Here is a 25390-nt window from a genome sequence, read left to right as displayed (position 1 = left end):
TGCGCGAGAGTGGGGCACACGCGCAACGCACCCACCCGCCCCGCTCCCCGCGGAGGGTCACGCCAGTTGGCCCGGTACGGGGGACGCGTGGCAGACGGTCAAGCCCGAGACCGCCCTCGTCAGCGCGACGTACAGCCGCCGCAGCCCGGTCCGCTCGTCGGGCTCCCCCGCCACCACCTCCGCGGGCTCGTCCAGCACGACGTAGTCGTACTCAAGGCCCTTCGCCAGCGACGCGGGCACCAGCGTCAGACGGGACTCCGCGGTGGTCTCCTCACCAGGGGAGAGATACGAGTACCCCGCCCCCGAAAGCGCCGCGCCCAGCGCCGCCACCCGCGCGTCCGCCGCGATCAGCCCGATCGACCCCTCCTGCTTCAGCGCCTCCGCGCACGCCGCCACCACCTCCGCGTCCCGCGTCCCGGCCGCGACCTCCCGCACCTCAAGCGAACCGGGCGACTCGCGCACGGACTTGACCTCGGCGAGGCCGGGCGACATGTGCGGCAGGAGTCGCGAGGCGTACGCGATGACCTCGCGCGGCACGCGGAAACCGGCCGTCAGCTCCTCCACCACCGCGTCCGGCTTGCCCAGGTGCCCCAGCGCCTCGGCCCAACTCGCCGTCGCCCAGGGCGTCGTGCCCTGCGCGAGGTCGCCGAGCACCGTCACGGACCCGGTCGTGCAGCGCCGCCCCACCGCGCGGTACTGCATGGGGGACAGGTCCTGCGCCTCGTCGAGGACGACGTGCCCGAGCGAGTGCGTGCGCTCCACGAGGTCCGTCGCCTCGTCGATCAGCACCGCGTCCGCCGCCGACCACTTCGCGGACCTCACCGACCGCGCGGGCTTCGCCCACAGCACCGTCTCCTGCTCCCGCTCGCTCAGCACGCCCTCCGCGTGCTCCGCCAGGAACGGGGCGTCGGAGAGCAGCCGCAGCACCAGCTTCGCCGGATCCACCGCCGGCCAGATCGCCTTGACCGCCGCCTTCACCGCGGCGTTGCGCGCGACCGAGTCCTGCACGCGGTCGTCGGGCGCCTCGCCCGCCTGCTCCATCCGGACCAGCACCGCGTGCGCGATCCGCTGCGGCAGCGCCTCGCGCGCGGCGCCGTACCGCATGTCGCGGCCCTGCAACTCCTCGACGATTTCGGTGAGTTCGTACGACGGCACGCGCCAGCGCCGCGATCCGCGCACCACCACGAGCCCCTCGGTCGGCGGCGTGACGTGCGAGCGCACCGCCCTGCGCAGCACCTCGGCCATGCGCGCGTCGCCCTTGACGACGGCGGCGGGCGCCGGGTCCTCGCCGCGCACCTCGACCCGCCCCACGAGGTCCGCGACGGTCGCCTGCTTGACCTCCAACTCGCCCAGCGCCGGGAGGACCTGCTCGATGTACCGGAGGAAGGACGCGTTCGGCCCGATGACCAGCGTGCCGGTGCGAGCGAGGCGCTCGCGGTGCGCGTACAGCAGGTACGCCACCCGGTGCAGGCCCACCGCGGTCTTTCCGGTGCCGGGCCCTCCCTGCACGCAGATCGAGCCGCCCAGCCCGCTGCGGACGATCTCGTCCTGCTCCGGCTGGATCGTCGCGACGATGTCCCGCATGGGGCCCACGCGCGGCCGCTCGATCTCCGCCTGGAGCAGCTTGCTGGTCTGCTCGGCCTCGCCGGGGTCGGTCAGGTGCTCGTCCTCGTACGCGGTGAGGTCGCCGCCCGTGTAGCCGAAGCGGCGCCGCAGGCCGACGTCGAGCGGGTCGTTCTTCGTCGCGCGGTAGAACGGCTGCGAGACGGGGGCGCGCCAGTCGATCACCATCGGGTCGCCGTCGGCGTCGTGCACGTGCCGCCGCCCGATGTAGAACTGCTCGCCCTCCGCGCCCTCCGCCCGGTCGGCGCCGACGCGGTGCAGGTAGTCGAGGCGGCCGAAGAAGAGCGGGGTGTGGGAGAGGTCAGCGAGGGCCTTGATCCGCTCTTCGATCTGCGCCTCCAGGACGGCGGCGTTCACCCAGTTCGCGGTGACGTCGCGGATGTCGAGCGCCTCGACGTCCTCGCGCATGGCGCGCAGCGCGGTGCGGGACGCGGCGAGGTGCGCGCGCTCCCGGGCGAGCGGGTCGTCACCGGGGGCCGCGCCGGGTGCCGTGCTGGGTGCCGTGCCGGGGGATGCGCCGGGGGCGTCGTGGGGGGCGTCGGACTGGGCGTGCGCGGACACGGTGCTGCCTCCGGAGTGGGTCGTACGAGGTGAGACCTGGCGGCCGTCCGGTTTCCGTCCGGGCGGCGGCGCTCCACGGAGGGAGGCGGGGAAGGCGCGATTGTAGCGGTGGGGGGCCGGGGCGGGCCAACGTTTTACGCCCTTCGGGGCGGGCGCCCCGGATGGGGCGCCCGGGGCGCCGACCCTGAGACGCCCCCTACGTCCCGTAGGGGATCAGGCCCCCCGCCGTCTGCCTCAAGTCGTACGTGCGCGGCGCCGCAGTTCCCTCCCGGGGCCGACGCCCCGAGGGGGGTCGCTTCGGCACGATGGACACATGAGCACCGCAGCCTTCACCCCGGCCCAGACCGGTCGCCGTGCCGCCCTCCGAGGCGCCACCGCCATCGGTACCACCCACAAGCAGCACCGCGTCGGCAGCGCCCTGCGCGCGGTCAAGGTCTTCGCGGGCGCCGCGTTCAGCGTGGCGGTCCTCGGCGAATACGGCGAGGAAGCGGGCGTCCGCCGCAGGACCCACTGACCGGGGCGGGCTCCTCCGGGGGAGGGGCGGCCCCGTCCCGCCCGCCCCCTACCCCAGCAGCTCGTCCGCGTCCACGATCCGGTACGCGTAGCCCTGCTCCGCCAGGAACCGCTGCCGGTGCGCCGCGAAGTCCTGGTCGATCGTGTCCCGCGCCACGACCGAGTAGAAGTGCGCCTGGTGCCCGTCCGCCTTCGGCCGCAGCACCCGCCCCAGCCGCTGCGCCTCCTCCTGCCGCGACCCGAACGTGCCCGACACCTGGATCGCGACCGTCGCCTCCGGCAGGTCGATCGAGAAGTTCGCGACCTTCGAGACGACGAGCACGCTGATCTCGCCCTCCCGGAACGCGTCGAACAGCTTCTCCCGCACCGCGTTCGACGTCTCGCCCTTGATCACCGGCGCTTCCAGGTGCTCGCCCAGCTCGTCGAGCTGGTCGATGTACTGCCCGATGACCAGGATCTGCTGCCCGGCGAACTTCCGGACGATCGCCTCCGTGACCTTCCGCTTCGTCGCGGTCGTCGCACAGAAGCGGTACTTCTCCTCCGCCTCGGCCGTCGCGTACGCGAGCCGCTCGGAGTCCGTCAGGTTGACGCGGACCTCGACGCAGTCCGCGGGCGCGATGTACCCCTGCGCCTCGATCTCCTTCCACGGCGCGTCGAACCGCTTCGGCCCGATGAGCGAGAAGACGTCGGACTCGCGCCCGTCCTCCCGCACGAGCGTCGCCGTCAGGCCGAGCCGCCGCCGGGCCTGGAGGTCGGCGGTGAACTTGAAGACCGGCGCGGGCAGCAGGTGCACCTCGTCGTAGACGATGAGCCCCCAGTCCCGGGAGTCGAACAGCTCCAGGTGCGGGTAGACGCCCTTCCGCCGGGTCGTCAGGACCTGGTACGTGGCGATGGTGACCGGCCGGATCTCCTTCTTCGTACCGCTGTACTCGCCGATCTCGTCCTCGGTCAGCGAGGTCCGCTTCACCAGCTCGGACTTCCACTGCCGGGCGGAGACGGTGTTCGTGACGAGGATCAGCGTCGTGGCCTTGGCCTGCGCCATCGCGCCCGCCCCGACCAGCGTCTTGCCCGCGCCGCACGGCAGCACGACCACGCCGCTGCCGCCGTGCCAGAACCCCTCGACGGCCTGCTTCTGGTACGGCCGCAGGGTCCAGCCGTCCTCGGCCAGCTCGATGGGGTGCGCCTCGCCGTCCACGTACCCGGCGAGGTCCTCGGCCGGCCAGCCCAGCTTCAGCAGCGTCTGCTTGATCTGGCCGCGCTCCGAGGGGTGCACGACGACGGTGTCGGCGTCGACCCGCGCCCCGACGAGCGGCTGGATCTTCTTCGACCGCAGGATCTCTTCGAGGACCGGCCGGTCGGTGGTCGTCAGGACCAGGCCGTGCGCCGGGTGCTTGGAGAGGGTGAGCCGCCCGTACCGGTCCATCGTCTCGGCGACGTCGACCAGCAGCGCGTGCGGCACGGGATAGCGGGAGTACTCCACGAGGGCGTCCACGACCTGCTCGGCGTCGTGCCCCGCCGCCCGCGCGTTCCACAGGCCGAGCGGGGTGAGCCGGTAGGTGTGGATGTGCTCGGGGGCGCGCTCCAGCTCCGCGAAGGGCGCGATGGCGCGGCGGCAGGCGTCGGCCTGCTCGTGGTCGACTTCGAGGAGGAGCGTCTTGTCGCTCTGGACGATGAGAGGCCCGTTCACGCGAGGAGCCCTTTCTGCCGTTCTGCCGGAGATCGGCCTGTCGGCCAAACCTCCAGTGTGCCGCACGGCCGGGGGAGGTGCGGAGGGGTTCGTCGCGGGGACACGGGGTACCCGGGTGCGCATGCCCCAGGAGGAAACACCGCCGCCCCTTCAGAGACGCAGCACGGGAGCGCTCGTCGCCCGCTTCCTCGTGCTGGCGCTCGGCTTCGTCTGCATGGTGGGCTTCGCCGCGCTGCTCGCGCGCGCCACGCTCGTGCCCTCGCCGGAGTCCGCCGACCTCACGCACACCAATCTGCGCCCCGGCGACTCCGTGCGCGCCTATCTGGAGCGGCCCGAGCTGCGCGACTCCGTCAAGCAGCTCGGCGGGAACCTGCTGCTCGGGCTGCCCTTCGGCGTGCTGCTGCCGGTCATCGCGCCCGGGGCGCGCGGGCTCCTGCGGGTCGCCGCCGTGACCGCCGCCGTGATGCTGCTGGTCGAGGCCGTGCAGGGGGTCGTCGTCACCGGGCGCGCCTTCGACGTCGACGACGTGCTGCTCAACACCGCCGGGGCGCTGGCCGGTTACCTGGTCGCCGGGCGGCGGCTCGGGCGCGCGCTGCACCCCAGGCGCCGCCACTGGTGGCACCGCTGGACGGCCCCTAGGCCGGGTCCTCCGCAAGCTCCGCCACGCCCGTGATGCGGTGCAGCGGGTACGTGCGGACCTCGTCCGCCGTGTGGTCGTACCCCGTCACGAAACCGCCCTCCACCCGCACCGGCGCGATCACCCGCTGGCTGGCCGCGCCGTCCGCGTTGACGTAGCCGATCCAGACCGCCGAGCCCGTCATGGCCGCCGCCTGGACCGTGGCCAGGGTCTCGGCCGCCGAGGTGCGCGGCAGGTCGCCGCCGGTGCCGCCGGAGGCGGCGGAGGGCTGCTCCTTGCGGGCCACCGTCGCCGCCGTGTCGCCCGCCCTGATCGCCCGTACGGCCGCCGCGAGCAGCGTCGCGTCGGGGACCGGCGGGCCCTCGGGGACCGGCACGGGTGCGGTGCGCGGCGGGGTGCGGTACGCGCCCGCGCGGGTGATCAGCACGTCGCCGTCCGCCGACTCGGCCGCCGGGGCGTACCCCATCTGCCGCAGCCCGTCGAGGAGTTCGGCCGGATCCACGCGCGCGGCCAGGACCGTCGGCGCGAGCCGCCGCACGCCGAGCGCCGCCGAGCGCTTGTCCGCGACGATCTCCCCGAGGACCGTCTCGTCGTCGCAGCGCACGTACGAGGAGGCGGCGCCCACCCGCAGGTGGCCGTGGCGCCGCGCCACGTCGTCGATCAGGTACGTCAGCGGCTGCGGCACCGGCGTGCGCGAGTGCCGCGCGAGGAAGGCGTGCAGGTCGGAGGCCGCGCGGCCGGCGTCGAGTGCCCTGCGTACGGAGCCGGGGGTGAAGCGGTAGACCGTCGCACCGCCCTTGGACTCGACGTCCGCCAGCACCGACAGCGTCTCCGCCAGCGGCCGCAGCAGCGGCCCCGGCGCGACGGCCGTCAGGTCCGCCTGGAGCAGCACGTGGTCCACCGGCTCCGGCAGCAGCGGCGCCAGCCGCTGCGCGGCCAGCGCGCCACGCAGCGCCAACTCCGCAGGAGAGCCCGGCAGTTCGCCGATGAGTGCCCGGCCGTGCGTGGTCAGCGCGCCGCGCCCCGTGACCCCCAGCAGCTCCGCCTCGTTCAGCGTCCACAGCGCGAGCCGCGCCCGCAGGTCCACCGCCGAACCGCTCGCCCCGCGCAACGGACGCTCCCAACGCAGCCGCGCCAGCAGCGACTCCGGGTCGGGCGAGGTGCCGTCGGGCAGCGCGGCCAGCAGGGCCAGCACCCTGCGCCGCACCTCGGGCGCCGCCGAGCGGTCCAGCTCGGGGCCGAGCGCCGAGAGGGTGCGCCCCTTGGCGTCCTGCCCGCCGACCAGCCCCGACGTGCGGGTGCCCGCCAGCCAGGTCGTGGCCAGCAACGCCCAGCGGGTCGCGGGCGGCCCTTCGAGCCATTCGTCGTACGTGGGCGTGGGGCAGTACCGCTCGTCCGCCTCGCCGTCGGAGGCCAACAGGCCCGCCCCGTAACTGAGTTCGAGCCAGAACGCGGCGAGCTGCTCGGTGGTGTCCAGGGCGGCGGCGGTGCGCTTGAGGTCCCGTACGGACAGGCCGCCCGCGCGCAGCACGGGCGGACCGCCGCCGTTCCAGGACTTCAGCAGGTCCTCGACGGTGGCCGGGGCGCCGAGCGCCTGCGCGGCCGCCGCGTTGTCCACAACCTGGGGACGGTACTCGGTGCGCGCCGCGACCAGCGGCGCGTCCGGCTCCGGGTGCCGGTGCGCCCGGCCGCCGCGCAGGTGCAGCGCGACCTCGCGGGGCAGCACGACCGTGCGCGCCGACGCGGGGAGCAACAGCCCCCGGTCGCGCAGCCATCGCACGGGCGGCGCCGGGCTCGCGCTCACCTCGCCGTACGGCGGCCCCCACACCAGCCGGTCCAGCACCGCCAGCGCCTCGGCCGGCGCGGTGTCCAGCAGCCCGGCCATGCGCCGCCGGTCGGTGAACAGCCCGGTGAGCGCCGCGACCGCCGAGACCGCGTCGTGCGTGGACGGCAGCCCCGTCGCGGCGATGACCTCCTGGATGCGCCCCGGCGACATGCCCGACGTCGCCTCGGCGACGGTCGGCCCCAGCCCGGTGGGCGAGGGGTGCTGCGGGGACGGGGTCAACAGCTCGCGCGCGGTGCGCACGAGGCGCAGCCGCTCGTCGTCGCCCCACAGGACCGCCTGTTCGCGGAGCGTCGCGACGGCGCCGGGCAGCGCCCTCTCGACGGCCGCGTCGCCGTCGTCCCCGGCGAGGAGCGCGCGCAGCACGTCGTACGGAGCGGGGTCGGGCGCCACCGCCAGCGCCTCCGCGACCTGGAGCGCGAACCGGTCCAGGTGCTCCAGCGCCCGCACGACGGACGCCCGGGTCCCGGCACGGGTCGCGAGCTGCGTGAGGTCGTTCGGTACGGGCCCCAGCAGGTCGGGCCGCGCCCGCAGCAGCGCGGCGAGCGAGGCGTCGTCACGGGCGCGGAGCGCCTCGGCGAGAGTGCGGGGCGGGGCGGACGCGGGTGCGGGTGCGTGGGTGCGGGCGGGAGGGGGTGCGGGGGTGCTCGCGGGTACGCCGGTGGGCGCCGCGTCGGTCGGTGCGGTGGCGGCCTGCGCGGTGTCGGCCTGTTCCGCGTCGGCCGGTGTCGCGTCGGCCTGTTCCGGGTCGGCCGGCGCGGGGCCGGGCCGTGCGGAGCCTGACTGGGCGGAGTCGGACTGGTCGGACTGAGTGGTACCCGTCGGTGTGGTCCCCATCCGCCCCACGGTAGTGCCTGTGGCGCTACGGTCGGGGCAGGGCGGGTGGCAGTACGGTCCGGGGCGGACCTGGCAGGGCAGGGCAGAGGGAGAACGACGCGGTGGGGATCGAGAGCGACCAGCTCGTCTACGACTATCTGAGCCGGGTCGGCGACCTGGCCCAGCAGAACCAGCTGCCCTCGGGCACGCGCATGAGGCTGGTGACGAAGCTGCGCGCCGAGATCGACCGGCAGCGCGGCGGGCTCGGCACGGCGGACAGCCCCGCGACGGTACGCCGCCTCCTCACCCGTCTGGGCTCCCCGGAAGCGGTGGTGGCGGCGGCGTCGGACGGCACGGTGGACGTGACGCCGCTGGGCGAGGAGGAGCCCCCCGAGCCGAGGGGGCTGGGGGGATTCCTCGGGCTGGGCCGGGGGCCGGGCTCGGGGTCCGGGTCCGGTTCGGGGGCTGGGCGTGGCGCGGGGGCGGAGGCCGGGCCCAGGTTCAGGAAGGGTTCCGGCGCTGCTTCCGGCGCTGGGCGCGGCGCGGGCGGCGGCTCGGATGCGGCGGCAGGGCGGGGTGACTCGGGTCCGGGTCCGGGTTCTGGCGCGGGTCCGGGTTCGGGCGCGGGCGGCGCCGGTTCGGGGCTGGGGGCCGGGCTGGTGCGGGGGCTGGGCAAGGTCGTGCCCCGGCCCCGGCGCGGCGACGGGGCGGAAGGCGGCGGCTCCGGGAGCGAGGGCGGGGCGCGCGGTACGGGTGGGGCGCGCGGTACGGAGGAGAGCGCGGAGTTCGCCGTGTTCCCGCCCGCCACGGGCGGCGCGCCGCCGCACCTCGCCGGTTCCGACGAACTCGGCCCGTCCGACGGGGTCGACTGGTGGCGCCTGGAGGCGGGGCCGTTCTCGTCGGGGGCGACCGGGGTGCCCGGGTTCGTCGGGGGCGTGGAGATCCCGGAGATACTACGGCCCCCGGAGACGGACAAGCCCGGGAAGGGCGGTGCGGAGGGCGAGGAGGAGCCCGACGAGGAGTCCGACGAGGCGGACGGCACGGAGGCGGAGGCCGGGGCCGACGGGGACGCGGAGGAAGGGGCGCGGACGGGCCGGAGGTGGCGGTTCCAGTTCCGTAACCCACTGCTCTGGCTGGCTGCCGCGCTGCTGGTCGCGGGGGTCGTGACGGGTTCGGTGTTCGCGCTCGGCGGCGGTTGGGTACTGGCGTACTTCTCCCGGAAGCTGAGCCGCGCCCAGGCGAAGTGGGCCGCGATGGGGCTGCCCGGGGTCGCGGTCGCCGGCGGCGCGGTGTGGCTGTGGGGCCGCGTCGAGGGGCGCTGGGGGGCGCCCATCGCGGAGGGCGCGATGAAGGCGGCGATGGCGGAGACGTGGCCCTGGGTGGTGCGGGGGGCTGCGCTGGGGTCTGCGGCGTATCTGGTGTGGCGGGCGCGGAAGGTTTGACCGGGTGGTCCTGTGGTGGGCCCGGTCCTTTGGGGTCCCGTTGCCTCGGGGTGCCGTCTTTTGCGCGGCACGGGGTGCCCGGTCCTCTTGGGTTCCCGTTGCACGGGGGTGCCGTTTTTTTGCGCAGTTCCCCGCGCCCCTAGGGGGATGGGGTGATCCGGTCACGGGTTGAGTGCCCAAGGGGCCGGGGGCGCTCCAGGGTGCACTCCTCGGATCACGAGCCGGAACCGTTTCCAGTCCTGGGTAACCCCGGTCTTGGCTCGTGCTCCTGCGGGGAGCACCCTTCCGACCCCCACCCCGGGGTACCCATTACGCCCTCGGTGTGATCGGGCCCCGTCAGGGGCGCGGGGAACTGCGCGAGCAATTGGGTACCGGGCCGCACATGCCCACCCACCCCGCCCTGCGGAACCCCTCACTTCGTCAGGAAGGACTCCAGCTCGTCCAGGAGCTTGTCCGCCGCCGTGTAGCCGATCCCCTGGATCCACAGCTCGTCGTCCACCACGTGGACGTTCCCCGTCCTGACCGCCCGCATGTTCTTCCACAGCCCGCCGCCCACCGTCTGCGTCTCCTTCGCCTTCTTCGGATCGCCGTACGTCGACCGGAAGATCACATCGGTGTCCGCGAGGTCGATCTTCTCGGGCGAGAGGTCGTACGAGAACCCGTCCTTCGCCTTCGCGGAGATCGGCGCGCGCCCCAGGCCGACGTCCTTGAGGACCGTCGCGATGTAGCTCTTCTCGCCGTAGACGCGGATGTCCGCGCCCTCCATGAACCGGACGACGTTCACCTCGGTCGCCTTCGCCTTCGCGGGGCCGCCGAGCGCGGCGGTCACCTTCTTCGCGTGGGCCCCGTACGCGGCGACGGCCTTCGCCGCCTCCGCCTTCTTGCCGAGCGCGTCCGCGTGCAGCTGGAAGTTCTCCTTCCAGGGGTAACCGGTGGTCTCCGTCATGACGGTCGGCGCGATCTTCTTCAGCTGCTCGTACTTGTCGGCGTGCCGGATCTTGCTGGTCAGGATGAGGTCGGGCTTGAGCGCGGCGACGGCCTCCAGGTTGGGGTTCATCATCTCCCCGACGTCCTTGACGCCTTCGAGCTTCTCCCTGGGCACGTAGCTCAGGAAGCCGTCCGAGGTCTCCACGTGGGTGGCGCCCACGGGCTTCACGCCGAGCGTGATCACCGAGTCCAGCTCGGCGGTGTCGAGGACGACGACACGACGAGGGGCGTCCTTGACGGTGACGTCGCCCATCGCGGTCTTGACGGTGTGCGTGTCTCCCGAGGCGGTGTCGCCGTCGTCGGACGACCCGCAGGCGGAGAGCGCGAGGACACCGGCAAGAGCGAGGGCGAGGGTACGGGCTGAGGTGACGGTCATGGGGCTGGCCTCTCGGTCGGCTGGCGGCGGAACCGGTCACGGAAGTCCCTACCCAGCGCGCCCCCAAAGGGCCGCTTCTCCGCGAGGGCCGTGTCCCCGGGACCGCCCCGGCTCCCCAACCTGCCGGTGGCGAGCCCGCTTACGCGGGATGGGTACGCGCGGCATCTGCCCCACCCTCGCGCAGTTCCCCGCGCCCCTATCGGGGCCCGTTCACACCGGGGGCATATGGGTACCCCGGGGTGGGGGTCGGAAGGGTGCTCCCCGCAGGAGCACGAGCCAAGACCCGGGTTACCCAGGACTGGAAACGGCCACGGCTCGTGATCTGAGGAGTGCACCCTGGAGCGCCCCCGGCCCCCCGGGCACACCATCCCCGTGACCGGATCACCCCATCCACCCAGGGGCGCGGGGAACTGCGCAAAAAACGGCACCCCGAGGCAACGGGACCCCAAAAGGCCCCCGAAAGACGGGCGCCTACGGCGCCCAGGGCGCCGCCGGCACCACCAACGGCAACCCCGTCACCGGATCCGGCACCACCACCGCCTCCAGCCCGAACACCTCCCGCACCAGCCCCGCCGTCACCACCTCCGAAGGCCGCCCCTCGGCGACGACGCGCCCCGCCTTCATCGCGACGAGGTGGTCGGCGTACCGGGCGGCCTGGTTGAGGTCGTGCAGGACGATCACCACCGTCCGCCCCCGCTCGTGGTTCAGCTGGCGCACCAGGTCCAGGACCTCCACCTGGTGGGAGATGTCCAGGTACGTCGTGGGCTCGTCGAGCAGCAGGAGGTCCGTCTCCTGCGCGAGCGCCATCGCGATCCACACCCGCTGCCGCTGCCCGCCGGACAGCTCGTCCACGGACCGCTCGGCGAGCGCCGCGACGTCGGTGCGTTCCATCGCGTCCCGTACCGCCCGCTCGTCCTCGTCCGACCACTGCTTCCACCACGCCTGGTGCGGCTGGCGCCCGCGCGAGACGAGGTCGGCGACGGTGATCGCCTCGGGGGCGGCCGGGGCCTGCGGCAGCAGCCCGATCGACCGGGCGATCCGCTTCGTGGGCAGGGTGGACAGTTCCGCGCCGTCCAGGAGCACCGCGCCGCCGCGCGGCTTCAGCAGCCGTCCCAGCGCCCGCAGCGTCGTCGACTTGCCGCAGGCGTTGGGGCCGACGATGACGGTGACGCGCCCGTCGGGGACCGCCAGGTCCAGCTCGTGGACGACCGTGCGGTCGTCGTAGGCGAGCGTCAGCGCACGGGCGGCGAGCCGACTGCCGCCCCCCGCCTCCGCCCCGGCCTCAGGCGCCTTCTCCTGTCCCCGCCTCATGCTCATGCCTTGCCTCCGCCCACACCGACGCCACGGCTCCGCACGATGAGCCAGATCAAGTACGGGGCGCCGACGGCGGCCGTCAGTACGCCCACCGGAAGCTCCGTGGGCGAGAAGAGCCTGCGGGCCAGCAGGTCCGCCAGGACCACGATCACCGCGCCCGTCAGCGCGGACGACAGCAACGGGATCTGCGCGGTGCGCGTCGTGCGCCGCGCGATCTGCGGCGCCAGCAGCGCCACGAAGTCGACCGGCCCCGCCGCGCCCGTCGCCACCGACGCGAGGACGACCCCGAGCAGGACGAGCCCGAGGCGCACCCTGTTCAGGCGTACGCCGAGCGAGGTCGCCGTGTCGTCGTCCAGGGCCACCGTGCGCTGCGCGCGGGCCGCCCACAGGATCGCGGGCAGGAGCAGCAGGAGCACCCAGGAGAGCGGCGCGGCCTCCTCGTAGCCCCGGCCGTTGAGCGATCCGGTCATCCAGATCTGGGCCTGCTGGGCGACCAGGTAGTCGCCCTTGGACATGAACAGGGTGGTGATCGAGCGCAGGGCGATCGCGAAGCCGATGCCGATGACGACGAAGCGCGTGGCGTGCAGGCCGCCGCGCCAGGCGAAGAGGTGGACGAGCGCGGCGGCGGCGATGCCGCCCGCCACTGAGAGGTACGGCAGGACGGTGTACGAGGTGACGCCGAAGGTCAGCGCGCCGACGGTGACCGCGCTCGCGCCCTGGCTGACGCCGATGATGTCGGGGCTGGCGAGCGGGTTGCGGGCGACGGTCTGGATGAGCGCGCCGGCGATGCCGAAGGCCGCGCCGACCAGCAGGCCGACCGTCATGCGGGGCAGCCGCAGCGTGCCGACGACCAGTTCGTCGGGGGACGGCCGCCCGGCGGCGACCTTCAGGACCTCGGCGGGGGAGACGAAGCCCTCGCCGACGCAGAGGTACGCGACGCAGACCGCCGCGAGCAGCGCGGCGAGGCCGCCCGCGGCGGCGAGCGAGCGGCGGTGCACCAGGAACGTCGCCCTGTTCAGCCGTACGCGGGAGTACCCGGCGGGACGCACCCGCGCCGCGCCCCCGGCCCCCGCGCCGTCCGCGGCCGTGTCGTCGACGGCCGTGCCGCTCATGCCGGGACCGCCTTCCGCCGCACCAGGACCACCAGGAACGGCACCCCGATGAGTGCCGTCGTCACGCCCGCTGGCACCTCGCTCGGCGGGAACACCACCCGGCCGACGACGTCCGCGACCAGCAGCATCACGGGGCCGATCAGCGCCGCCATGGGCAGTACCCAGCGGTGGTCGCCGCCGACGACGGCGCGCGCGACGTGCGGGACGGCCAGGCCGACGAACGCGATGGGGCCGGCCGCCGCCACGCCCGCCCCGGTGAGGACCGTCGCGCCCAGGCCGCCCACGATCCGCACCGTCGCGACCCGCTGCCCCAGGCCCTTCGCCACGTCCTCGCCCAGCGCCAGCGCGTCGAGTCCCCGGGCGACGGAGAGCACGAGGACGACACCGGCCAGCAGGAACGGCCAGATCTGGCCAATGACCTCCGCGTCGCGTCCGGCGACCGAGCCGACCTGCCAGAACCGGAACTCGTCCAGCGCGGACGCCCGGGTCGTCAGGACCCCCGTCGTCACGGACACCAGCAGCGCGTTGATCGCCGCGCCGCCCAGCGCGAGCTTCACGGGCGTGGCCCCGCCCCGCCCGCCTGACGCGATCGCGTACACCGCGACGGCGGCGAGGGCCGCGCCCGCGAAGGCGAACCAGACGTAGCCGGAGAGGGTGTGGACGCCCGCGAACGCGATCGCCAGGACCACGCCGACCGACGCGCCCTGGCTGATCCCGAGGATCCCGGGGTCGGCGATCGGGTTGCGGGTGATGCCCTGGAGCGCCGTGCCCGCCAGGGCCAGCGCGACGCCGACCAGCACGGCCACCGCGGTGCGCGGCACCCGCAGGCCGCGCACCACCTCGGCGTCGTTGCCGCCGCCGTGGCCCAGCAGCGCGTCGAGCACCGTGGCCGGGGCGACGGCGCGGGCGCCGACGGCGAGGCTGAGGAGCACGGCCAGCAGCAGCGCCACGACGGCGACCGCCGTCGCGACAGCGCGTCTGGAGCTGCGGGGAGCGGCAGACATCGTTTCCCGTCGGGAGGAGTGCGGGAGGTACGCGGAGACGTGCGGGGACGTGCGCGGAGACGTGCCGGAGGTGCGCGAGATGCTGGTAAGGCCCGGCTAAGTCTAAGCAGCGGCCTTGCCGCGGCGGCTGGGGACAATGGTCCGCATGGCCACTACACAGACCCCGCGGTTCACCGTCGGCTTCGACCTCGACATGACGCTGATCGACTCGCGCCCCGGAATCCGCGCCGTCTACCAGGCGCTTTCCGAGGAGAGCGGCACCTTCATCGACGCCGACCTCGCCGTCACCCGGCTCGGCCCGCCCCTGGACCAGGAACTCTCCGAGTGGTTCCCCGCGGAGCGCGTGCCGGCCATGGCCGAGCGGTTCCGCGAGATCTACCCCACACGCGCCATCGCCCCGACGCCCGCGCTGCCCGGCGCCCGCGAGGCCGTCGAAGCGGTACGGGCCCTGGGCGGGCGCAGCATCGTCGTCACCGCCAAGTACGAGCCGAACGCCAAGCTGCACCTCGCGCACCTGGGCATCGAGCCGGACGCGGTGATCGGCTGGCTGTGGGCGGAGGCGAAGGGCGAGGCGCTGCGCGAGTACGGCGCCTCGGTGTACGTCGGCGACCACACGGGCGACGTCAGGGGCGCGCACGCGGCGGGCGCGCACGCGGTGGCCGTGCCGACGGGCCCCTGCTCGGCGGACGAACTCCGCGCGGCGGGCGCGGACACGGTCCTGCCGGACCTGGGCGCCTTCCCGCAGTGGCTGCGGGAGCACGCGGCCCGGCCCGGGGCCTGACCGCCCCCGAAAAGTCCCCGCCCGAGCCCCGGCCCGAGCCCCGCTAGGACGCCCGCGCCTGCCTGCGCTGCGCCGCCACGGACTTCAGCACGCCCGCCCCGGAGATCGCGAAGCCGACCCCCATGAGCATGCAGATCGCGTACGCGACCGGCGGGAACGGGTCCGTGCCGAGGAACAGCGGGGCGACCGTGACGAGGGTCGCCACGGCGCCGACGAGGAAGACGATCGCACCGACGCGAACAAGCCGATCACCGGCAGCGGGCTGGTCGTGCTGGGTTTCACTGGTCACCGGGTCAGGGTAGTTCCCCGTGGCGCAGGAACCACCCGGCGACGTCTTGTCACCAGCCAGCGGACCATTAGCCTTGGGGGTGGCGGGTCAACGTTGACCCGCTGTAGTGCTATCCAGAGCCGTTTTTCACCGAGTACGAGGACGAGGACAGACGTGCCTACCGGCAAGGTCAAGTGGTTCAACAGCGAGAAGGGCTTCGGCTTTCTCTCCCGGGACGACGGCGGGGACGTCTTCGTCCACTCGTCGGTGCTTCCGGCCGGGGTCGAGACGCTCAAGCCCGGACAGCGCGTCGAGTTCGGCGTCGTGGCCGGACAGCGCGGTGACCAGGCGCTCTCGGTGACCGTCCTCGACCCGACCCCGTCCGTCGCGGCCGCGCAGCGCCGCAAGCCGGACGAGCTGGCGTCGATCGTGCAGGACCTGACGACGCTCCTGGAGAACATCACGCCGATGCTGGAGCGCGGCCGCTACCCCGACAAGGCGGCGGGCAAGAAGATCGCGGGCCTGCTCCGCGCGGTCGCCGACCAGCTGGACGTGTGACCTGGCGTACGCGCACGAAGAGGGGCGGGGGGGGGCCCCCCGGGGGGGGGGGCCCCCCCCCCGCCCGCCCCCCCCCCCCCCCCCCCCCCCCCCCCCCCCCCCCCCCCCCCCCCCCCCCCCCCCCCCCCCCCCCCCCCCCCCCCCACGTTACGGGGGGGGGGGGGGGGGGGGGGGGGGGGGGGGGGGGGGGGGGGGGGGGGGGGCGCCGGGGGGGGGGGGGGGGGGGGGCGCGCGCGCCGGGGGGGGGGCCCCCCCCCCCGCGGCCCCCCCCGCCCCTCTTCGCGTACGCACCCGGAACCGCACGCCCGGAACCGCACGCCCGGAACTCAGACGAAGTCCAGCGCCCCGGGCTTCACCGGCGGCACCAGGCCCTCCGCGGCCGCCCGCTCCAGCAGTCCCCGCACCGCCGCGTACCCCGCGTCCCCGAGGTCGGCGGTGAAGTCGTTGACGTACAGCGCGATGTGCTGATCGGCCACGGCCGGGTCCATCTCCTGCGCGTGCTCGCGTACGTAGGGCCGCGACGCCTCCGGGTCGGCCCACGCCGCCCCGACCGAGGCGCGCGCGGAAGCGGCGAGCCGCCGCAGCGCGTCGTCGCCCAGCGAGCGCCTGGCGACGATCGCGCCGAGCGGGATGGGGTGGCCGGTCGTGGCCTCCCAGTGCTCGCCCATGTCGGCCAGGCAGCGCAGCCCGTAGTCCCGGTACGTGAAGCGGGCCTCGTGGATGACGAGCCCGGCGTCCACCCGGCCGTCCCGCACGGCGGGCATGATCTCGTGGAACGGCAGCACCACGACCTCCCCGACCCCGCCGGGCACCACGTCGGCCGCCCACAGCCGGAACAGCAGGTAAGCCGTGGAGCGCTCGCTCGGCACCGCGACCGTCTTCCCGGCCAAGTCCAGACCGGGCTCCCGGCTCAGCACCAGCGGCCCGCAGCCGCGCCCCAGCGCCCCGCCGCAGGGCAGCAGCGCCCACTCGTCGAGGATCCAGGGCAGCACCGCGTACGACACCTTCAGGACGTCGAAGTCCCCGGTGCCGGACTCCGCGACGCCGTTGGTGACGTCGATGTCCGCGAACGTCACGTCCAGCGGCGGCGCGCCCGGCACCCGGCCGTGCGCCCACGCGTCGAAGACGAACGTGTCGTTGGGGCAGGGGGAGTACGCGATCTTCAGCGGGCCGTTCGCCGGGTCAGTCATGCCGGTGCCAACCTTCCAGTACGGGGAGCGTCTTCCCGAAGGCCTCGGTGAGCGCCGCCAGGGCGTCCCCGATGCGCCAGGCGGCCCGGTCGCGCGGGCCCACCGCGTTGGAGACCGTCCGCAGCTCCAGGGCCGGTACGCCCGCCTGCGCCGCGGCCTCCGCGACCCCGAAGCCCTCCATCGCCTCGGCCACCGCGCCCGGGTGCGCGGCGCGCAGCTCGGCGGCGCGCCCGGCGGTGCCGGTCACGGTCGAGACGGTGAGCAGGGGGCCGGTCGCGGCGCCGGTCGCGGCGGCCAGGTCACGGACGAGCGCGGGCGGCGGGACGTGCGTGTCGGTGCCGAAGCCCAGCGAGGTGACCGGGGCGAAGCCCTCGGGGGTCCGCACGCCCAGATCGGCTGCGACGATCGCGTCCGCGAGGACCGCGGAGGCGAGCGGCACGTCGAAGCCGCCCGCGATGCCGGCCGAGACCACCAGGTCGTACGGGGCCAGCGCGAGCGCCCGCGCCGCGCCCGCCGCGGCCGCCGCGGGGCCGACCCCGGCGGCGATCACCTCGGCCAAACCGGGCGCGAACGCACGCGTGACCGCGTCCCGCTCTGCGGGGACCGCGGTCACGACGAGGATGCGGGGAGGAATCAGGATTCCTTGTTCTTGAGGGTGAACTGCCAGATGCCGTAGACGGTCTTGTTCGGCTCGCCCGCGACGATCGCGATCTTCCGCTCCTTGGGAGCCTTGCCGGGCTCGCCGGTCATGCTCTGCGGGGCCTGGAAGAAGGCGGCGGCGACCTCGGTGCGGTACGTCTTCTTGAACGCCTCGCGCTCGGCCGGCTGGCCGTCGAGGAAGAGCGACCAGCCCTTGTCCGCGACCTCGGGGTCCACGCCGAAGCGGATCTGCTCCTGGAGGTCCTCGATCGAGATCGTCATGCTCTCGCCGCTCTTGAGGCACTGGGCGACCTTCTTGGGCTCCAGCTGCTTGCCGTCGTTGTAGCAGGCGGCCTCGCCGCTCACGGAGTCCCTGCCGACCGTCACGGTCGCGAACGGCGACGGCTTGTCGCAGGCGGAGAGGACAAGGAGCCCGGCGGAGACGGCACCAAGTGCGATGCCGATTCGGCGGCCCTTACCGGAAGTGAACGCAACGGTCATGGGGCGAAGGCTATCGGGCCCGTCCACTCACGCCACGCGCGGGTGGGCCGTGCCGTGTCGCGCCGCGCTCAACAGGCCCCGAACGGACATGGCCGCGCCGGTCGCGAGGAGGGTCGCGGCGACCGACATGCCGAGCACCCCGTTGAGCGGCAGCGCGATGCCGATGCCGCCGCCGACCACCCACGCCATCTGCAACAGCGTCTCGGAACGGGCGAAAGCGGACGTACGGACCTCCTCCGGCACGTCCCGCTGGATCACCGCGTCCAGCGACAGCTTCGCCAGCGCCTGGCAGAGCCCCGCGGTCGCGCCCAGCACCGCCATCAGGATCCCGCTGAAGAACACCGCGGAGCAGATCGCGACGCTCAGCGCGATGCCCAGCACCGTGGCAATGATCACTTCGGGGCCGCGCTCCCGCAGCCACGCGCCGACCGCCGTGCCGCACGCGTTGCCGACCCCCGCCGCCACGCCGACGATGCCCAGCGACACCGCCGCGCTCTGCCCCGCCAGCGGGTGCTCGCGCAGCAGGAACGCCAGGAAGAAGATCAGGAAGCCGGAGAGCGAGCGGAGCGCGGCGTTGGCCTGGAGGCCGTGCAGGACCGACGGGCCGACGTTGCGCAGCGTGGGCTTGCGGCCGCCGTGCGGCACGAGGTGCGCGGTGCGCTCGCCCTTCGCCGAGTCGACCTTGTGCGGCAGCGTGAACGCCAGGACCGTGCCGCCGACGAAGACCGCGCAGGCGCCGTACAGCGGCCATTCGGGGCCGATCCTGTGCAGCCCCGCGCCGATCGGGGCCGCCGCGCCCGTCGCCAGCAGCCCGGCGAGGGTGACCCGGGAGTTCGCCTTCACGAGTGAGAAGCGGGGCGGCAGGAGACGCGGCACGACGGCGCTGCGCACCACGCCGTACGCCTTCGAGGAGACCAGCACGCCGAGCGCGGCCGGGTACAGCTCCAGGCCCCCGGTCGCGACCGCGCCCGACATCGCCAGCGCCAGCAGGGCCCGCGCCAGCATCGCGCCCGCCATCGCGGCGCGCCGCCCGTGCGGGATCCGGTCCAGGAGCGGGCCGATCACCGGCGCGAGGAGGGTGAAAGGCGCCATCGTGATCGCGAGGTAGAGCGCGACCCGGCCGCGCGCCTCGTCGGTCGGCACCGAGAAGAACACCGTCGAGGCCAGCGCCACCGTGATCATGACGTCGCCCGCGCCGTTGACGGCGTGCAGCTCGATCAGCTTGCCCAGGCCCGACTCGCCCGCGCCGTGCGCGTGCGTCGCCTTTCTGATGCCCTTCGCCGTGCCCGTGAACGGCAGGTGGAGGGCGCGCCCGACCGCCCGGCCCGCCCTCGCGAGGGCCCCGGGTCCGTCCGACGACCTTGCGGCTGCCACCCCGTCATAGTGCCCCAACAGGCCGCCGTCCATCACGTTCCATCACGTTCTCCGAACCGGGATTCGGACGGGCATGTGGGCGGGGGGCGGTTGAGGGGGTAGCGTGCGTAGCGCGCCACCGGCGGTTGTTCTTGGCCGCGCGCCTCTCCGTCATCCAGCAGAATGGGTGCCAGAAGGTGCGCCCGAGTCAGTCATCGCGGGTGCGCGGACGTCGACGCGGCCCTCAGGTCCGCTCCGCCCGCCACCACCCGCACGGAACAGCCGACTGTCCGGCGCGCTCGTGAGACGGCGTATGGAGAGAAGCGAGACCTGTGAGTGCTGCGACGACGCGAAGCCGTACTGCCCGTACTGCCCGTGCCCCCCGTACGCCCGTACCCGACCGGCTGTGCGCCGAGGCGGTAGACCTTGCCCGCGAGGCGGCCGAGGAGGCCGCCGCGCCCGGAGTGGTGGGCGAGCACGTCTCGGTGGTCTCCGAGGGTGACCGGGTCGTCACGCACTTCTTCGAGTGCAAGGAGCCCGGGTACCGGGGCTGGCGCTGGGCGGTGACCGTGGCCCGCGCGTCCCGCGCGAAGGTCGTCACGCTCGACGAGGCGGTCCTGCTGCCGGGCGCGGACGCCCTCCTGGCACCCGAGTGGGTGCCGTGGAGCGAGCGGCTGCGGCCGGGCGACATGGGCCCCGGGGACCTGCTGCCGACGGAGGCGGAGGACCTGCGGCTCGAACCCGGGTACACGGGCGAGGAGGAGCCGCCGCCGAATTCCGCGGTGTCCGCGGAAGCCGCGGAGGCCGCGGCGCTTTCGGGTGAGGTCGGCTCGGGCGCGGTCGGCTCTGACGCGGCTGCCCCGGGTGCCGGGGACGCGGTCGAGCGGGTGCTCGAATCCGAGGACGCGGTGCTGACGACGCGGCCGTCCGCCGCTGCCACGGACCGGGGCTCCATCGCGGCGCTCGCCGACGAGCTGGGCATGCGCCGGGCGCGGGTGCTCTCGCGGTACGGGCTCCACTCGGCGGCCGACCGCTGGGAAGAGGCGTTCGGCCCGAAGACCCCGATGGCCCAGGCGGCGCCCGCGTCGTGCGTGTCGTGCGCGTTCCTGGTGCCGCTCGCGGGGTCGCTGCGGCAGGCGTTCGGCGTGTGCGCGAACGAGTTCGGTCCCGCGGACGGGCGTGTCGTGTCGCTGGCGTACGGGTGCGGTGGGCACTCGGAGGCGGCCGTGATGCCGAAGCCGACCCGGCCGGCGGAGCACGTGCTGGATTCGATGCGGGTGGACGCGTTCGTGCTGCGGCCCGAGCGGGACTCGGGTTCGGTCCCGGAGGCGTCCGACGCGCCGCCGGAGGACCTGGGCCACTCGTAGGGTCCCGTTGCCCGGGGGCGGCGTCTTTTGCGCAGTTCCCCGCGCCCCTGGGTGGATGGGGTGATCCGGTCACGGGTTGGTTGCCCAAGGGGCCGGGGGCGCTCCAGGGTGCACTCCTCGGATCACGAGCCGGAACCGTTTCCAGTCCTGGATAGCCCGGGTCTTGGCTCGTGCTCCTGCGGGGAGCACCCTTCCGACCCCCACCCCGGGGTACCCATACGATCCCGGTGTGGACGGGCCCCGTCAGGGGCGCGGGGAACTGCGTGAGGGTGGGGCAGATGCCGCGCGTACCCATCCCGCGTAAGCGGGCTCGCCACCGGCAGGTTTTCGGGAAGGGGCGGGGAGGGGCCTGCCCGCCGCAGGCGAAAGACGCGTGCCCCGCCGCAGGCGAAGAGCGGTGCCCCCCTACCCCCCGTACACCAACTCCTCCGCGCCCGCCTCGCTGAACAGCGACACCCTCAGCCGCCCCACCCCGGAGGGGAACCCCGCTCCCAGCGACACCCGCACCTCGTGCGTCCGCGAAGCGCCCGCCCCGAGGTCGCCCCCGTCCGCGCCGGTCAGCCGCGCCTCGTACCCCTCGGGCGTCGTGCGGCCCACCGGCCGCCACCCGCCCGCCCCGTCCCGCACGGAGACGTTCACGTCGCCGGGGCGCAGCGAACCGCCTTCGGGGACGATCGTGAGCATGTCGGTCGCGCCGAGCACCGCCTCGCCGAGGTTGTTGGTGACCGTCGCCGACAGGGACGCGACCCCGCTGCCCGTACGCAGGGCGAAGGTCTGGTTCCGGGTGCCGTACGCGACCGTGACCGTACGGGAGGCGGGGTCGGTGGAGGACTCCGACGAGTCGGGGGCGTCCGGGTCCGGGGCGCCCGACGAGCCCGAGGGGTCGGGGGAGCCCGTCGCGCCGGGCGACGCGCTCCCGCCCGGCGAAGGCGACGGCGAAGGCGACCCGGAGACCGGCGCGGGCGGGGACGGCTCCCCGGCGACCGGCGCCCGCTCGGGCGCGGCCCGGTCGAAGTACGACACCGCCGCCCCGCCGACCAGCGCCACCGCCGCGACCCCCGCGGCCAGCGCGAGCACCAGCGGCCCGCGCCCGCGCGCGGCCCAGTTGGGCGAGGGCGGCGCGCCGGGGCGCAGCGAGTGGTGGGTGACCTGGTCCGCGCGGGCGGCGAGCGCGCGCGTGAGCCGGTCCTCGATCTCGGTGGGGGCGCGGCCGCCGAGGCCGGTGCCGTCGTTGTCGTGAGGGCTCATCGCGCTGATCCCGGCTCCAGCTCCTGGGCCTTGAGGGCCCGTTCAAGCGCGTCCAGCGCGCGGCTCGCGGTGGACTTCACGGCGCCGCGCGACAGGCCGAGCGTCTCGGCTATCCGTGCCTCGCTCAGGTCGGACCAGTACCGCAGCACCAGCACTTCGCGCTGTCTGCCGGTGAGTCCGCCGAGCGCGGTCAGCACCCGCCGGTGCTCGTCGCCGAGGATCGCGTGGTCCTCGGCGGACGGCGCGTCGGCCTCGTGCGGCGGTACGTACTCCCGCGCGGTCTTGCGGCGGCGCAGCACCGAACGGGCCGTGTTCACCACCGACGTACGCAGGTAGCCCAGGGCGTTGTCGACGTCGGCGAGGTGCTCCCCGTGCCGCTTGTAGAGCGCGACGAAGGCGTCCTGTACGACGTCCTCGGCGGCCGACCGGTCGTCCACGAGCAGGACGGCCAGCCGGACCATCGCCAGGCGGTGGGAGTGGTACAGCTCGGTGACGGTGGGCTTGGGGCCGTACGGAGCGGAGGACGCCCCTGCGGTCGCGGAGCCGTGCCCCCCGTCCCGTCGGCCCGCCCCGCCCGCGGCGAACGCGGCGAGTCCGGCGAGCAGTCGCCGCAGCGAGGGCCACGGGGCGAACGGCAGTGCGAGGGGAGCGGTCATGGCGGCGGTACCTCCGGAACACACGGCGTTCGTGCTGGAGCGTCCGGTGATCCCCACCCCCGTAACCGACTTCAGCCCGCGCAGGCTACTTCATGATCCACACTTTTTCGTACGTCAGTGCGCACGGCGGCGGGCGATCAGCAGCGCGCCCGCGCCGCCCGCGACCAGCATGCCCGTCGCGCCGATCAGCAGCGGCGTGGAGCTGCCGCCGCCGGTCTTCGCCAGCCGCCCGCTCGCGTCCGCGCCGGTGCCGGTGCCCGTGGCGGTCTTCACGCCCGTACCGGTTCCCGTGCCGGTCGCCGAGGTGGTGGTGGCGGTGGTGGTGCCGTGCGAGCCCTGAGCGGTCTTGCCCGCGTCGATCCGGTACGGCAGCGACGCGCGGGTCGAGGAGCGCTCGGCGCGCGCTTCGAGCGCCACCGCGAACCCCTTGGCCGCGACGGCCTTGGTGGCCGCGATCCGCAGCTGGACGGTGACGCTCGCGCCGGGCGCGACGGTGGGCAGCCGTCGGCCGTCGCGCGGCTCGACCTCGGCCACGAGGTGGCCGCCCGCCTTGGAGTCGGCCAGCCGGACGGGCTTCCAGCCCGAGCCGGCCGCCTTCACGTACTGCTCGACGCGGAGTTCGCCGGCCTTCAGGCGGCGCTTGGCGTTCTCGTCCGTGACCTCGACGAAGAAGTGCGGCCGCTGCGAGATGTTGCCCCGGTTGGTGACGGTCGCGGTCAGCTCCTTGGCCGCGCCGCCCGGCGCCAGCACCGAACCGGCCGCGCCCGCCGCGCGGTTGAGGGAGACCTTCAGCTCGCGGTTGGTCTCCGGCCCCGTGGCGCCCCCGCCGGTGCTGCCGCCGCGGCCCGGGGTGAAGTCGAAGCCCACGTTGGTGTTCTCCGGCCCGTTGAAGGCGAACCTGCCGCCCTTCACGGCCTTCGGGAAGTGCTTGGTGAGGCCGAGGCGGAGGGTGTACGTGCGGGTCGCGCCGTTCTTCAGCACGGTCGAGTCGAGGTTGCCCAGCACCGACTGGTCCTGCGAGCCGAGCTTCACCTGCCGCCAGGCGCGGCCCGCGCCGAGCCGCTCGACGGTGACGTGCTCCGGGTCCAGGTCCGCGGCCTTCGGCATGACGAAGAAGAAGTCGCTCGTCGCCTGGTCCCTGCCCGAGCGGTTGGTGAGCTTCACGTCGAACTCGACGGGCTTGCCGCCGAGGGCGAGCTGGATCGCGCCGTCCACGCCGGTGATCTTCGCGTCGAAGCCGGTGTCGTGGGAGGGGTTGCGGTTGATGCCGAAGCCGACGGCGTCGGCGTGCGAGCCGTCGGCGTACGCGCCGATGGCCACCTCGCCCATGTCGACCGTCGCGGGGATCGACCGCTCGATGCGGACGGCGAACCGCTCGGTGGCGGTCCCGCCCGGCGCGACGGTTCCCGCGATGCGGTACGTCGCCTGGAGGGCGCCGTTCTGACCCCGCGTCAGCGGCAGCCGCACCCGCTCGCCGTTCACGACCTGCTCGACGGTGACCTTGGAGAGGTCGGCGGGTACGGGCTCCAGCGCGGCGTTGACGTGCTTGCCGTACGCCACCGTGATCAGGCCCGTGGCGTTCTTGACCGGAGCGGTGGAGCCGTTGCGGATCTCGGCGCGGAAGATGGAGCGCTCGCCGAGCGTGAAGCCGCCCTCGGTCTGGACGTTGGTGACGAGGGCGGACGCGGGCGCCTTGGCGGTGACGGCGACCGCGCCGGTGCTCGCGTTCGCCACGGCGGCGGGGGCGATGGCGGAGAGCGCCACGGTGATGGCGATGGCGGCGGTACGGGTGATGAATCGGGACGAAAGGTGCGTCTTCATGGTGCGGGACCCCCTGGCGTGTCGGACCTGTGGAAAAGCGGGCTGCTGGGCCTCGTCCCGGTTCCCCCCGGTGCCGTTGGCCGTATCGCTGCCTTCATTGGGATAGACGTGCGACCCCCACGGGGGTTGCAGGTGACTTCAGAAATATTTTCGGGCGGGTGGGGAGGGTGCGTTTTCCGGGTGCGTCGGGCCCCTGGGGCGATTGCCCGGGGGCGTCCTACGCCCTGGCGGGTTCGCCGCGCCGGTAGAGCGGCAACCGCATGCCGAACTCGTACGCGCGGGCGGCGGCGCGGATCCGGGCGGCCTGGTACGGCAGGGCGTGCTTGTCCAGGTCGCCCATGGGCACCCACCGCAGCGCGGACAGCTCGGCGACGGCGCTCTCCGGAAGGCGCACGGCACGGGCCTCCTGCGGGGTGAGGATGCCCCCGTCGACGACGATGTTGATCCCCTCGGCGCTGTCCTCGCTGGCGGGCATCTGGTCGATCATCAGCGCGTGCGAGATGTGGCGGCGCAGCCCGGTCTCCTCGTACAGCTCCCGCGCGGCAGCCGCCGCCACGGTCTCGTCCGGATGCGCGCCCCCACCGGGGAGTTGCCACCCGAGGCGGTTGTCCGCGTGCTTGTACGTCGGCTTCACCAGGAGTACGGACCCGTCCTGGTCCCGCACCAGTACCACCGCGCCGATACGGCGGCGGGGCGGACGGGCGGGGTCGATGTCGGCATGCGCCATGAGTTTCATCCGTTCTCTTCAGAGGGGTGGGCTCCCCGTACGGGGTCGATGTCCTCGGGCCACAGATGGCCTCCGGGATGTTCGGCGAACAACAGGCAGACGTCGCCGCCCGATTCCTCCCCCGCGCAGGGGTCCACGACCGACAGCCGGGGATCGAACCGCTGCCAGCGCACCCACACCGCGCGCCCCGAGGGTCCGGGCAGGAACAGCACGAGCGCCGCGTGATCCGCGCCCGCGTGCTTGTCGTCCAACTCGCAGGTGAGGAGGGAAGGTACGTCCTCGGAAACGTCACCGCCTCCCGCCAGTTCGACGGCGCTCTCCGCCAGCGCGGACGCCACGAGCAGGGCATGGCACTGAGTCACAGGG

General features: G+C 74.4%; 23 protein-coding genes. 6 read left to right on the top strand and 17 right to left on the bottom strand.

Annotation, left to right across the window (positions count from 1 at the left end; translation table 11 throughout):
- Positions 1 to 57: 57 nt before the first annotated feature.
- Positions 58 to 2184, bottom strand: coding sequence for a HelD family protein (locus ACIBNE_RS08025; protein WP_399270604.1), 2127 nt, complete (start codon positions 2182 to 2184; stop codon positions 58 to 60).
- A 313-nt stretch (positions 2185 to 2497) separates the two neighbouring features.
- Here ACIBNE_RS08025 and ACIBNE_RS08020 point away from each other — a divergent pair, with 313 nt between their 5' ends.
- Entirely contained in the window at positions 2498 to 2698 is a 201-nt protein-coding gene (locus ACIBNE_RS08020) for a hypothetical protein (RefSeq protein WP_399270603.1), read from the top strand.
- 48 nt (positions 2699 to 2746) lie between these two features.
- On the opposite strand, the gene ACIBNE_RS08015 is transcribed toward ACIBNE_RS08020, so the two are convergent.
- Entirely contained in the window at positions 2747 to 4384 is a 1638-nt protein-coding gene (locus ACIBNE_RS08015) for a DNA repair helicase XPB (protein WP_399270602.1), read from the bottom strand.
- Positions 4385 to 4505: 121 nt separating this feature from the next.
- On the opposite strand from ACIBNE_RS08015, the gene ACIBNE_RS08010 reads away from it, so the two are divergent.
- Positions 4506 to 5057 (top strand): VanZ family protein, encoded by a 552-nt coding sequence (locus ACIBNE_RS08010; protein ID WP_399270601.1) that lies wholly within the window; start codon positions 4506 to 4508, stop codon positions 5055 to 5057.
- Here the strand turns inward: ACIBNE_RS08010 and ACIBNE_RS08005 are convergent.
- Positions 5020 to 7701: a helicase-associated domain-containing protein gene (locus ACIBNE_RS08005; RefSeq protein WP_399270600.1), complete on the bottom strand. Its 2682-nt coding sequence runs from the start codon at positions 7699 to 7701 to the stop codon at positions 5020 to 5022. The genes ACIBNE_RS08010 and ACIBNE_RS08005 overlap by 38 nt on opposite strands.
- Positions 7702 to 7802: 101 nt before the next feature.
- Between ACIBNE_RS08005 and ACIBNE_RS08000 the strand changes: the two genes are divergently transcribed.
- Complete coding sequence (locus ACIBNE_RS08000) at positions 7803 to 9122, top strand: hypothetical protein (RefSeq protein ID WP_399270599.1); 1320 nt, start codon at positions 7803 to 7805, stop codon at positions 9120 to 9122.
- Between the two features lie 412 nt (positions 9123 to 9534).
- On the opposite strand, the gene ACIBNE_RS07995 is transcribed toward ACIBNE_RS08000, so the two are convergent.
- The 4 genes from ACIBNE_RS07995 to ACIBNE_RS07980 all read right to left on the bottom strand — a co-directional run bounded on the left by ACIBNE_RS07995 (position 9535) and on the right by ACIBNE_RS07980 (position 13915).
- Complete coding sequence (locus ACIBNE_RS07995; RefSeq protein ID WP_399270598.1) at positions 9535 to 10485, bottom strand: ABC transporter substrate-binding protein; 951 nt, start codon at positions 10483 to 10485, stop codon at positions 9535 to 9537.
- Positions 10486 to 10956: 471 nt separating this feature from the next.
- Positions 10957 to 11802 carry an ABC transporter ATP-binding protein gene (locus ACIBNE_RS07990; protein WP_399270597.1) on the bottom strand — a complete coding sequence of 282 codons (846 nt, stop codon included), beginning with the start codon at positions 11800 to 11802 and terminating at the stop codon, positions 10957 to 10959.
- Positions 11799 to 12911 (bottom strand): FecCD family ABC transporter permease, encoded by a 1113-nt coding sequence (locus tag ACIBNE_RS07985; RefSeq protein ID WP_399270596.1) that lies wholly within the window; start codon positions 12909 to 12911, stop codon positions 11799 to 11801. Before ACIBNE_RS07985 ends, ACIBNE_RS07990 begins: the two co-directional genes overlap by 4 nt.
- Positions 12908 to 13915 carry a FecCD family ABC transporter permease gene (locus tag ACIBNE_RS07980; protein ID WP_399270595.1) on the bottom strand — a complete coding sequence of 336 codons (1008 nt, stop codon included), beginning with the start codon at positions 13913 to 13915 and terminating at the stop codon, positions 12908 to 12910. The genes ACIBNE_RS07985 and ACIBNE_RS07980 overlap by 4 nt, the downstream gene beginning before the upstream one ends.
- A 136-nt stretch (positions 13916 to 14051) precedes the next feature.
- Here ACIBNE_RS07980 and ACIBNE_RS07975 point away from each other — a divergent pair, with 136 nt between their 5' ends.
- The gene (locus ACIBNE_RS07975; protein WP_399270594.1) at positions 14052 to 14696 is read left to right on the top strand and encodes an HAD family hydrolase; all 645 of its coding nucleotides are present in this window, start codon (positions 14052 to 14054) and stop codon (positions 14694 to 14696) included.
- 43 nt (positions 14697 to 14739) lie between these two features.
- Here ACIBNE_RS07975 and ACIBNE_RS07970 read toward each other — a convergent pair whose 3' ends face one another.
- Positions 14740 to 14985 (bottom strand): hypothetical protein, encoded by a 246-nt coding sequence (locus ACIBNE_RS07970; protein WP_399270593.1) that lies wholly within the window; start codon positions 14983 to 14985, stop codon positions 14740 to 14742.
- A gap of 153 nt (positions 14986 to 15138) precedes the next feature.
- Between ACIBNE_RS07970 and ACIBNE_RS07965 the strand changes: the two genes are divergently transcribed.
- Entirely contained in the window at positions 15139 to 15522 is a 384-nt protein-coding gene (locus ACIBNE_RS07965; protein ID WP_399270592.1) for a cold-shock protein, read from the top strand.
- Positions 15523 to 15848: 326 nt separating this feature from the next.
- Here the strand turns inward: ACIBNE_RS07965 and ACIBNE_RS07960 are convergent, their stop codons facing one another.
- From ACIBNE_RS07960 to ACIBNE_RS07945, 4 genes are read right to left on the bottom strand one after another with little or no spacing between them, the layout of a single operon-like run.
- Positions 15849 to 16712: a 1,4-dihydroxy-6-naphthoate synthase gene (locus ACIBNE_RS07960; RefSeq protein WP_399270591.1), complete on the bottom strand. Its 864-nt coding sequence runs from the start codon at positions 16710 to 16712 to the stop codon at positions 15849 to 15851.
- Positions 16705 to 17334: a futalosine hydrolase gene (locus tag ACIBNE_RS07955; protein WP_399271267.1), complete on the bottom strand. Its 630-nt coding sequence runs from the start codon at positions 17332 to 17334 to the stop codon at positions 16705 to 16707. Before ACIBNE_RS07955 ends, ACIBNE_RS07960 begins: the two co-directional genes overlap by 8 nt.
- 11 nt (positions 17335 to 17345) lie before the next feature.
- On the bottom strand, positions 17346 to 17852 hold the full coding sequence (locus ACIBNE_RS07950) for a DUF2771 domain-containing protein (protein WP_399270590.1): 507 nt from the start codon (positions 17850 to 17852) through the stop codon (positions 17346 to 17348).
- A gap of 27 nt (positions 17853 to 17879) precedes the next feature.
- Positions 17880 to 19226 carry an MFS transporter gene (locus ACIBNE_RS07945; RefSeq protein WP_399270589.1) on the bottom strand — a complete coding sequence of 449 codons (1347 nt, stop codon included), beginning with the start codon at positions 19224 to 19226 and terminating at the stop codon, positions 17880 to 17882.
- 311 nt (positions 19227 to 19537) lie between these two features.
- Here ACIBNE_RS07945 and ACIBNE_RS07940 point away from each other — a divergent pair, with 311 nt between their 5' ends.
- Complete coding sequence (locus ACIBNE_RS07940; protein ID WP_399270588.1) at positions 19538 to 20572, top strand: DUF3027 domain-containing protein; 1035 nt, start codon at positions 19538 to 19540, stop codon at positions 20570 to 20572.
- Between the two features lie 405 nt (positions 20573 to 20977).
- Here the strand turns inward: ACIBNE_RS07940 and ACIBNE_RS07935 are convergent, their stop codons facing one another.
- From ACIBNE_RS07935 to ACIBNE_RS07915, 5 genes are all read right to left on the bottom strand, one after another.
- Positions 20978 to 21820 (bottom strand): hypothetical protein, encoded by an 843-nt coding sequence (locus ACIBNE_RS07935; protein ID WP_399270587.1) that lies wholly within the window; start codon positions 21818 to 21820, stop codon positions 20978 to 20980.
- Complete coding sequence (locus ACIBNE_RS07930; protein ID WP_399270586.1) at positions 21817 to 22476, bottom strand: RNA polymerase sigma factor; 660 nt, start codon at positions 22474 to 22476, stop codon at positions 21817 to 21819. Before ACIBNE_RS07930 ends, ACIBNE_RS07935 begins: the two co-directional genes overlap by 4 nt.
- A 114-nt stretch (positions 22477 to 22590) precedes the next feature.
- The gene (locus ACIBNE_RS07925) at positions 22591 to 24297 is read right to left on the bottom strand and encodes an LAETG motif-containing sortase-dependent surface protein (RefSeq protein WP_399270585.1); all 1707 of its coding nucleotides are present in this window, start codon (positions 24295 to 24297) and stop codon (positions 22591 to 22593) included.
- A gap of 217 nt (positions 24298 to 24514) precedes the next feature.
- Positions 24515 to 25024, bottom strand: a complete 510-nt coding sequence (locus ACIBNE_RS07920; protein WP_399270584.1) for an NUDIX domain-containing protein — start codon at positions 25022 to 25024, stop codon at positions 24515 to 24517.
- A 5-nt stretch (positions 25025 to 25029) separates the two neighbouring features.
- Positions 25030 to 25386, bottom strand: coding sequence for a hypothetical protein (locus tag ACIBNE_RS07915; RefSeq protein ID WP_399270583.1), 357 nt, complete (start codon positions 25384 to 25386; stop codon positions 25030 to 25032).
- Positions 25387 to 25390 lie beyond the last annotated feature (4 nt).

This window comes from Streptomyces sp. NPDC050504 (assembly GCF_044458065.1).
Lineage (GTDB): Bacteria > Actinomycetota > Actinomycetes > Streptomycetales > Streptomycetaceae > Streptomyces.
This window is presented reverse-complemented; position numbering and strand designations above follow the sequence as displayed.